The organism is Micromonospora echinofusca (assembly GCF_017614955.1).
Taxonomy (GTDB): Bacteria; Actinomycetota; Actinomycetes; order Mycobacteriales; family Micromonosporaceae; genus Micromonospora; species Micromonospora echinofusca_A.
The window spans coordinates 1-8808 of record NZ_WVUH01000307.1; the positions used below are offsets into that span (position 1 = coordinate 1).

At 71.9% G+C, this 8808-nt stretch carries 10 protein-coding genes; 3 read left to right on the plus strand and 7 right to left on the minus strand.

Annotated features, from left to right (window positions below; all coding sequences use genetic code 11):
* Positions 1-672: ABC transporter ATP-binding protein (locus GSF22_RS26430; protein ID WP_244454174.1), on the plus strand; the 672-nt coding region annotated here is incomplete at its 5' end.
* A gap of 121 nt (positions 673-793) precedes the next feature.
* Here the strand turns inward: GSF22_RS26430 and GSF22_RS26435 are convergent.
* Complete coding sequence (locus GSF22_RS26435) at positions 794-1252, minus strand: GNAT family N-acetyltransferase (RefSeq protein ID WP_208816444.1); 459 nt, start codon at positions 1250-1252, stop codon at positions 794-796.
* Between the two features lie 18 nt (positions 1253-1270).
* On the opposite strand from GSF22_RS26435, the gene GSF22_RS35525 reads away from it, so the two are divergent.
* Entirely contained in the window at positions 1271-1810 is a 540-nt protein-coding gene (locus GSF22_RS35525) for a potassium channel family protein (protein ID WP_208816445.1), read from the plus strand.
* Here the strand turns inward: GSF22_RS35525 and GSF22_RS26445 are convergent.
* Both GSF22_RS26445 and GSF22_RS26450 read right to left on the minus strand, forming a co-directional pair.
* Positions 1737-3293: an alpha/beta hydrolase gene (locus GSF22_RS26445; protein ID WP_208816453.1), complete on the minus strand. Its 1557-nt coding sequence runs from the start codon at positions 3291-3293 to the stop codon at positions 1737-1739. The two genes, GSF22_RS35525 and GSF22_RS26445, sit on opposite strands and share 74 nt — an antisense overlap.
* An 83-nt stretch (positions 3294-3376) precedes the next feature.
* Positions 3377-4468 (minus strand): ATP-dependent DNA ligase, encoded by a 1092-nt coding sequence (locus GSF22_RS26450; RefSeq protein ID WP_208816446.1) that lies wholly within the window; start codon positions 4466-4468, stop codon positions 3377-3379.
* A gap of 111 nt (positions 4469-4579) precedes the next feature.
* Here GSF22_RS26450 and GSF22_RS26455 point away from each other — a divergent pair, with 111 nt between their 5' ends.
* Entirely contained in the window at positions 4580-4792 is a 213-nt protein-coding gene (locus tag GSF22_RS26455) for a hypothetical protein (RefSeq protein WP_208816447.1), read from the plus strand.
* A 30-nt stretch (positions 4793-4822) separates the two neighbouring features.
* Here the strand turns inward: GSF22_RS26455 and GSF22_RS26460 are convergent, their stop codons facing one another.
* The 4 genes from GSF22_RS26460 to GSF22_RS26475 all read right to left on the minus strand — a co-directional run bounded on the left by GSF22_RS26460 (position 4823) and on the right by GSF22_RS26475 (position 8609).
* Entirely contained in the window at positions 4823-5461 is a 639-nt protein-coding gene (locus GSF22_RS26460; RefSeq protein WP_208816448.1) for a DUF47 domain-containing protein, read from the minus strand.
* A gap of 73 nt (positions 5462-5534) precedes the next feature.
* A complete protein-coding gene (locus GSF22_RS26465) occupies positions 5535-6491 on the minus strand; it encodes an inorganic phosphate transporter (RefSeq protein WP_208816449.1) in 957 nt (318 codons plus the stop codon).
* A 384-nt stretch (positions 6492-6875) separates the two neighbouring features.
* Positions 6876-7898 (minus strand): prenyltransferase, encoded by a 1023-nt coding sequence (locus GSF22_RS26470; RefSeq protein WP_208816450.1) that lies wholly within the window; start codon positions 7896-7898, stop codon positions 6876-6878.
* Positions 7899-8105: 207 nt separating this feature from the next.
* Entirely contained in the window at positions 8106-8609 is a 504-nt protein-coding gene (locus GSF22_RS26475; protein ID WP_208816451.1) for a GNAT family N-acetyltransferase, read from the minus strand.
* Between the last annotated feature and the right edge of the window lie 199 nt (positions 8610-8808).

An 8808-nucleotide genomic window follows, 5' to 3' on the forward strand; every position in this document is an offset into this window, starting at 1 on the left:
GAGGTGGTCCGGGCCGAGGGGCTCAGCCGGGTCTTCGGCCGGGGGGAGCATGCGGTGCACGCGGTACGGGACGTCTCGTTCACCGCGCTGCGTGGCGAACTGGTGGCGATCCGGGGCCGGTCCGGTGCCGGGAAGACCACCCTGCTGAACCTGATCGGGGGCCTGGACCGGCCGAGTGCCGGCCGGGCCGTGGTCGCCGGGCAGGACGTGACCGCCGCCGGTGAGCGGGAACTGCTGGGCCTGCGCCGGGGCACCATCGGTTTCGTGTTCCAGACGTTCGGTCTGATCCCGATCCTCTCCGCCGCCGAGAACGTGGGCGTACCGCTGCGGCTGGCCCGGGTGCCGGCGGCCGAACGGGAGGAGCGGGTGGCCGTGCTGCTGGAACTGGTCGGCCTGGGCGGGCACGCGGCGCAGCGGCCGTACGAACTCTCCGGCGGTCAGCAGCAGCGGGTGGCGGTGGCCCGGGCCCTGGCCAACGAACCGGACCTGCTGATCGCCGACGAGCCGACCGGTCAGCTCGACTCGGAGACCGGCCGGTCGATCATGGACCTGCTCCGGGCGGTGGTCCACGCGCGGGGGATGACCGCGCTGGTCGCGACGCACGATCCGAGCCTGATCGAGTTGGCCGACCGTACCCTCACCCTGCGCGACGGTCGACTCGTCGACGACTGACCGCCGGGTTGCCGGGTGTGGGTCCAGTCGGTGGGCGCACCGGCGGGCCCACGCCCGGCACGACGGCCGGCAGGAGGAGACGGCAGCGTGGGGGCGGGGCAGCCGGCCGGAAGGCCAGCGGTCAGAGGGCCAGTTTCATCCCCTCGTGGCTGGCCTCGAAACCGAGCGACGAGTAGAACCGGAGCGCATCGGCGCGGGACTTGTCGGTGGTCAACTGCACCAGCCCGCAGCCCCGTTCCCGGGCCCGGTCGACCGCCCAGGTGATCATCGTGCGGCCGAGCCCGCTGCCCCGGCGGTCGGCGCGGACGCGTACCCCCTCGATCTGGGCGCGCTCGCCGCCACGGCGGGTGAGGGACGGGATGAAGGTGAGCTGCATGGTGCCGACCACGTCGCCGTCGACGTCGGCGACCACCAGCACGTTGCGCGGGTCGGCGTCGATCGCGTCGAACGCCGCCCAGTAGGCCGCGTCCACGTCCTCACCGACCACCTCGCGCCCGGCGCCGAGCCGGTCGTCGGCGAGGAGCGCCACGATCGCGGGTACGTCGGACTGTCGTGCTTCGCGGAAGGCCACGTCACTCATGGGGCACCATAATGCCTCATGGACGCGTTGCTGCTGCCGTTTCGCAAGATCTACCGGGGGATGGTCTGGTTCGCCAACTCCCCCCGGACGCTGATCCTCTCCTACCTTCTGATGATCGTGGTCTCCGGTGTCATCTACGGTCAGGTGGAGAACCGCAGTGCCGGTGACGCGGTCTGGTGGGCGGTGGTCACCGCCTCCACCGTGGGCTACGGCGACATCTCACCGACCACCTGGCAGGGCCGGGCACTGGCCGCGCTGCTCATCTCCACCATGGTGCTGCTCGTCATCCCGCTGATCACCGCGCACTTCGCGAGCAAACTGATCGTCGACGAGGACGCCTTCCGGCACGAGGAGCAGGAGGAACTGAAGGCCAACCTGCGCGCGGTGCGGGCCCTGCTGGAGGAACTGGCCGCCCGGCAGGGCATCGCCCCGAGCGAACTGGCCAGCCGGATCGACGCCGGCCCGATGATCGAGGTGGACCCGTTCACCGGGGCGGGCAACGCTGCCCGGCCGGCGGAACCGTCAACCCGACCAGGTAGGCGTCGACCGCGCTGGTGACGCAGGGGGTCTGCGGGTACGCGGTGTGCCCCTCACCCTCCCAGGTCAGCACCTGCCCGACCCCGAGCATCGCGGCCAGCTTCGGGGTCTGCTCGTACGGCGTCGCCGGGTCCCCGGTGGTGCCGACCACCAGGATCGGCGGCGCACCGGTCGCCGGGCCGGTCGGGTACGGATCCGGCCTGGCCGGCCACGTCGTGCAGCTCAGCAGCCCCACCGCCAGCGCCGGCCCGAAGAGCGGGTACCGCTGCCGCCACTGCGACTGCAACGCGCGGATCCGGGCCACGTCCGGCCGGTCCGCGGTGTCGGCGCAGTTCACCGCCAGGTTCGCGTCGAACAGGTTGGAATAGTGACCGTCGGCGTCCCGCCCGGCGTACGCGTCGGCCAACCGGAACACGCCCTGCGGATCGCCCCCGGCGAGACGGTCCAGGGCCCGGGCCAGCTCCGCCCACTGCGCCTCCGAGTAGAGCGACGAGATCACCGCGTAGAAGATCCAACCCGGGGTGGCCTCCCGGCCGTCCGCCCCGCGTGCCGGCGACACCTCGGCCTTGGCCAGCGCGTCGGTCAACGTCCGCCGGGCGTCCGGGGCGATCGGGCAGGCCCCGCTGTCCGCCGCGCACCAGCGGGTGAAGTTGTCGAACGCCCGCTCGAACCCCTTCGCCTGACTCTCCGAACCGGCGACGTAGTCCTGCGCCGGGTCGATCGCCCCGTCCAGTACGAACGCCCGCACGTTACGGGGATAGAGCTGGGCGTAGGTCGCCCCGAGCAGGGTGCCGTACGAATACCCCAGGTAGGTCAGCTTCTCGTCACCGACCGCAGCCCGGACCGCGTCCATGTCCCGGGCCGCCTGCACGGTGGCGTAGAGCGGGAGCTGCGCGCCGTACTTCGCCCCGCAGGCGGCACCGATCCGCTGGTTGAGCGCCACCGTCTCGTCGAAGGCGGCCTGGTCCACCGGATCCGGGTCGGCCCCGAAGGTGGCGTCCAGGTCGGCGTCGGAGATGCACTTCACCGGGCTGGACCGGGCCACCCCGCGCGGATCGAACCCGACGATGTCGAACCGTTCGGTCACCCGCGCCGGCAACCCGCCCAGCTCCGGCGGGAAGGACAGGTAGACCGCCGTGTCGACGCCGGAACCCCCCGGCCCGCCCGGGTTGATCACCAGCGAACCGATCCGGTCCCGTTGCCGGGTCGACCGGGCCCGCAACAGGGCGATCTCGAAGGTCTCCCCGGCCCCGGGCAGCGCGCTCGCACCGGCCGTCGGGCCCGCACCCGGCGCCGACGAGGCAGCCCAGTTCCGGGGTACGGCGACCGTCGCGCAGTCGTACCGCATGTCCGGCGCGGTCCGGCCGACCAGTTCCCGCGCGGTCTCCGGGCAGGGGCGCCAGTCCGGTGCGGTACCCACCGGGGCGGCCCGGTCGCCCTCCCCGTCGGTACGCGGCGCGAAGGCGGGCAGGGTGCACCCCGCGCCGGCCACCACCACCGCCATCAGCCAGGCCAACCTGACCCGGACGATGCTGCGGTAGCCACCACTCCCGTGCCCGGTCACGCTCCTGCTGACTTCGTGTCCGGTCACGTGGTGGCCGCCGGATCGCCGTGCAGCACCTGGTCCACGTCGTAACGGACCGGCCGGTCCAACTGGTCGTACCCGCACGAGCGCGGGTCGCGGTCCGGCCGCCACCGTACGAAACGGGCGGTGTGCCGGAACCGGTCACCCTCCATCGCGTCGTACGCCACCTCGGCCACCAGCTCCGGGCGCAGCGGCTCCCAGTCCAGGCTCTTCTTGCCGCTCCAGCGGCTCGGTGCCCCCGGGATCCGCTGCCCCGACTCGTGGTCCCCGTGCGTCCACGGGTGACCGTCCACCCCGGTGCGGTACGGCGCCAACTCGTCCAGCAGCTCCTGCCGGCGGGCCATGGTGAACGACGCCGACGCGCCGACGTGGTGCAGCACCCCCGCGTCGTCGTAGAGGCCGAGCAGCAGCGAACCGACCACCGGACCGGACTTGTGCCAGCGGAAACCGGCGATCACCACGTCGGCCGTGCGCGCGTGCTTGACCTTGAACATCAACCGTTTGCCCGGCTCGTACGGCAGGTCCGCCGGCTTGGCGATCAGGCCGTCGAGACCGGCCCCCTCGAACACCTCGAACCAGCGCCGCGCCGTCGCCGCATCCGTGCTGATCTGCGTGACGTGCACCGGCGGCCGGACGTGCGCCAGCGCCGCCTCCAGTCTCGCCCGGCGCTGCGGGTACGGCAGCTCCAGCAGCGCCTCGTCACCGAGGGCCAGCAGGTCGAAGGCGACGAAATCCGCCGGGGTGGTCTCCGCGAGCAGCCGCACCCGGGAGGCGGCCGGATGGATCCGCTGGTTGAGCTGGTCGAAGTCGAGCCGGGGCTGCCCGTCCGGGCCGTCCCGCCGGATCACGATCAGCTCCCCGTCGACCGCGCACCTCGGCGGCAACTGCCGGCGGGCCTGCTCGACCACCTCCGGGAAGTACCGGGTCAGCGTCTTGCCGCCCCGGCTGGCCAGCTCCACCTCGTCGCCGTCGCGGAAGATGATGCACCGGAAGCCGTCCCACTTCGGCTCGTACGTCATGCCCGCGCCGGTGGGCAGCTCCGACACGCTCCTGGCCAGCATCGGTTCGACCGGCGGGTTGATCGGCAGCTCCACGGCGACCAGTCAACCAGACCGGACCGACATCGTGGTGCGGATCACCGTCCCACCCGTCGCAGCGGCCTCAGTCGTGGCACAGTCTCCGCAGCTCAGCGCTACCGTCGCGGGATGCGGGGGTGGGTCTGCGAGTGCTGTGGCCGGTGGGAGGTGACCGTCGAGCTGATCAAGGGCAGCTACCGTTACCGCCTGGCCCACCGGTACCGGACCGAGGTGGGTGGCGGCCGGAACGTGCTCGGCGAGGTCACCTCGGTCGCGGCGCTGGAGACCCTGCTGCGGACCCGTACCCCGCTCACCCTGGCCGACCTGCGGGAAACCGGCTGACCCGGGTCGGCGCCGGCTGACCCCGGCCGGTCAGCGTTTCATCGCCCCGTCGGCGATCGCGTCGGCGGCCTCACCGATCGCCACCCCCACGATCTCCAAGCGCCGGACCAGCTCCCGTTCCTTCAGCTTCATCGCGTCCACCGGGCACTCGCCGGAGAAGATCCGGGAGATCTCGTACTGGTACATCCGCCGGATCGCGCCACCGGCCTTCTTCGCCTCGAAGGCGTCCCGCACCACCGCCGACGGGCCGGCGGCCAGGTCCCGCACCGCCTCCTCCAGCGCGTCGATCCCCACGATGACCTGGTCGAGCAGGGGCGCGAAGCGGATCTGGTCGGGTACCCGGTACAGGTGCGACTCGCGGACGAAGTCCCGCAACGAGTCGAGTACGTCGTCGATCGAGCGGGACAACCGGAACAGGTCCTCCCGGTCGATCGGGGTGACCAGCGCGTCCCGCAGTTCGTCGACCAGCCGGCGGCGCTCCGCGTCCCCCAGGTGCTCGATGGCGCGCATCTGCTCGTGCGCGCCGGTGCGACCCACCTCGCCGCCGATCATCGCCATCGCCAGTTGGGCGCCCTCGCGGGTCGCTTCGAGTTGACCGAGCAGGGCAGCGGTCAGCGCCCCGTCCATCCGGCCGGTCAGCAGGTCCCGGATCCGTCGTAACCGTTTCACGTGCCCGCCCCGCCGGATGTGCGACCGGCCCGGCTCGTCCGGTCCGCCCGGCCGGGTCCGTGGTCGGGCCGGATCACCCGGTCAGCTCCCGCCCGACCAGGGCGGCGACGGCCGCCACGACCAGGGCCACCGGCAGGGTCACCAGCCAGGCCAGCACGATCCGGGCGGCGGCGTACCAGCGCACCCGGCCGCTGCTCTGCGCGATGCCGGCGCCGATCAGCCCACCCGCGATGGCCTGGGTCATCGAGACCGGCGTACCGATCGCCGCGCAGGCCAGCACGGTCAGCCCGGCACCCAGCTCGGCCGCCACCCCGTGCAACGGCCGGGACGCGATGATCCCGTAGGAGAGCACCCGACCGGCCTTCGGCATCCCGTACAGCGCGCCGAGTGCGAACAGCCCGGCGACCAGGGCCGTCCAGGTCAGCGGCGCGTCGGAGAAACCCAACGCGATCATGAAGAGGGCGAGCATCTTCTGCCCGTCGTTGGCCGCGTACGCCACCGACTGCACCGCGAAGGCCGCCACGTGCCAGCGTGGCAGTCCACCGTTGCGGGTCACCCCGACCAGCAGCCGGATCGCCAGCCAGGCGGCCGACCCGCCGACGACCGGTGAGACCACCCCGACCAGCAGGACCAGCGCCACCCAGCCGGGGGAGACCGGCAGACCCCAACCGAGCCCCGCCCCGGTCAATCCGCCCACGATGGCCAGGGTCAGGCTGGTCGGCCAGCCCCGCGAACTGAGTACCGTCACCACGGTCAGCGCGGCGAGCACCGCCACGGTCATCGCCGGCCCGCCGTCGGGGGAGTCGAAGGTGGCCAGCCGGGTCACGAAGGTCAGCGCCACCTGGTGGGTGACCAGTGGCACCAGGGCCACCAGGAGCACCAGGGTGAGGATCCCGGTGACCGGTCGTACGCTCGGCAGTTTGAGCCCGGTGGCCAGCAGCGCGCCCCCGTCGTTCATGCCCGCCACCACCGCGAACAACCCGGCGACCACGACCTCCCACGGCACCCGTCCCACCCATCCGGCCACCATCGCGGGTCACCCGGCGGCGGTGGTCTCCCGCCAGATGCCCGACGTCGGTGAGTGGTGATGACCCGGCTGGACGAGCAGTCGGGTACGGCGCAGCCAGTTCGGCGCGGCGCGCTGCATACTCCACCGCCTCTCCCAGCCGGGTCATCTCACCCGTTACGATAGCCGCATTACTACCAAAAGGACGAAAAAGTCATAAACCTCGCGCCGTCCGCCTGGCTGATCCGGGGTTGAGCAGCCCGATCGGCTCACCGTGGGTCGACACCGGGAAGCCGTGCCCGCCGACGTCGTAGATCTTGGTGGCAACCGGCCCTCCCAGGGGCCCTTCGCCACCAAGATCGCCTGCTACCCGAGGCGGTGCCGGTGCGGACGGCATCGTCGAAGTGCTCAGGGCTGCCGGGCGACCCGTCCGGCAGCCTGCCGGCGGGCCAGCCAGAGCCGGTGACCGAAGAGCAGCCCGTACCCGGCGAGCACCAGACTGAGGACGACCAACCCACTGCCGCTGCCCGGCTGCACCGCCGCGTCGACGAGTACGCCGAGCATGGCGGCGGCGACGATCAGCGAGACGTGGTTGGAGGCCCAGAAGACCACCGGCGTCATCCGGGTCGGGTCGAGATCGGCCATCGCGCCCCGTCGGAGTTGCACGACCAGCCAGGCCGACAGTGGTGCGGTGGCCATCATCGGTGCCCAGACCAGCCACGGGACCCAGCCGGCCAGGGCGAAGGCGGTGAGCATCGCGTACGCCACCGGCTGGGCCGCCACGATCACGGTGACCGCCCGGCGGTACCCGATGATCACCGGCAGGGTGCGCTTGCCGACCGTGGCGTCCGAGCGGCGGTCCCCGAGGTTCATCACCATCATCCGGACCACCTGGAGCAGGGCGGTGGGCAGCAGGATCGCCACCAGCAGGGCGGGTACGCCACCGGTCTGGAGCACGACCGCCACGGCCGGCCAGAGTCCGTTGAGGATGGCGGCGACGGTCAGCTCCCCGGCACCCCGGTAGTTCAGTTTGCCCGGCGGTGCGGTGTAGAACCAGGCCAGCAGCACGGTCACCGTACCGAGGATCCGGGCCGGCCAGGACGGCATGGCGGCCACCATCAGCTGCGCCACGCTCCACAGCACGAACGCCGTACCGAGTGCGACGACCGGGCGGACCGACCCGTCGACCAGGGCCCGACTGCCCCCGGTCCACGGGGTGAAGTAGACGTTCGCCCGGTCGGCGTCCAGATCGAAGTACTCGTTGCAGTAGTGCGTCATCACGTGCACCGTCCACGCGAAGAGCTGCGCGACGGCGTACCAGGTCAGGTCGAGGTCGTACCCCTGGTGGACGGCCACGGCGGCGCCGAGCCCCACCGGTAGCAGGTTGTAGAGCAGGAACCGGAGCCGGGCCAGCCGGACGAACCCGGTCACCGGACCGGGCCGGATGGAACCGGCAGCTGCGACAGTCGCACTGTGGGAGGTTGCGGTAACGGCCATCTCGCCCCCGTCGGTCGATGGTGTTCCCACCACCCTGCTCGGTGACGCACGCGCAGAGTGCTCGACACTCGACAGTGTGTGCATCACGACAGGTAAGGAAGGGCCCCCGGTTAACGCTTCCGGTAGAGGAAGGGCCCCCTGTTAACAGGGGGCGCGCTTCTCCAGCCAGGTCATCATGAGACCGTCCCCGGCCGGGCGGTGGTCGTACGCCAGGAAACCGTGCCGTCGGTAGAGCCGCAGGTTCGTTTCGCTGCTCGCGCCGGTGAACAGCTCGAAGCGGGTCGCGCCGGCGGCCCGGCCGGCGTGCTCGGCGGCGTCGAGCAACCGCCCGCCGAGGCCGCGTCCCTGCTGGTCGGGGGCGACGGAGAGGCGGGCGATGTGGCAGGTGCCGTCGGCCGCGATCCGGGCGCGTACCGAGCCGACCAGGCGGTCGCCGAGCCGGGCTGCCAGGACCACGGTCCCGGGATCGACGAGTGCGGCGCGTACCTCGGCCAGGGTCTCGACCAGCGGTACGAGGTGCGGATCGTGGTAGAGCTGTGCCTCGGTGACATAGGCGGCCCGTTGCACGGTCAGGATCTCACCCGCGTCGTCGAGTCCGGCCCGGTTGATCGTTGCAGCGTCGGTCACCCGGTCAGCCCACCACATGCCGCCCGGGCCGTTGTCGGCCGGCCCGCCGTCAGAAGCGTTAACAAGGGGCCCTTCCTCTACCGAAAGCGTGGCGGTTTCTGGGGGTCGTCGCAACACCTGATGGCTTATGTGGTTGTCAGTAGATCACGCAGACGCTCGGCTGGGTTGTCCCAGCCGAGCGTCTGTCGTGGGCGGCCGTTGAGTTCCTGGGCGACGT

What these genes read in the sequence shown, in the direction of transcription:
- GSF22_RS26435 (WP_208816444.1), bottom strand. Translation starts at nt 1,252, where the DNA reads ATGAGTGACGTGGCCTTCCGCGAAGCACGACAGTCCGACGTACCCGCG.
- GSF22_RS26475 (WP_208816451.1), bottom strand. Translation starts at nt 8,609, where the DNA reads ATGTGGTGGGCTGACCGGGTGACCGACGCTGCAACGATCAACCGGGCC.
- GSF22_RS26445 (WP_208816453.1), bottom strand. Translation starts at nt 3,293, where the DNA reads ATGGCGGTGGTGGTGGCCGGCGCGGGGTGCACCCTGCCCGCCTTCGCG.
- GSF22_RS26455 (WP_208816447.1), top strand. Translation starts at nt 4,580, where the DNA reads ATGCGGGGGTGGGTCTGCGAGTGCTGTGGCCGGTGGGAGGTGACCGTC.
- GSF22_RS26465 (WP_208816449.1), bottom strand. Translation starts at nt 6,491, where the DNA reads ATGGTGGCCGGATGGGTGGGACGGGTGCCGTGGGAGGTCGTGGTCGCC.
- GSF22_RS35525 (WP_208816445.1), top strand. Translation starts at nt 1,271, where the DNA reads ATGGACGCGTTGCTGCTGCCGTTTCGCAAGATCTACCGGGGGATGGTC.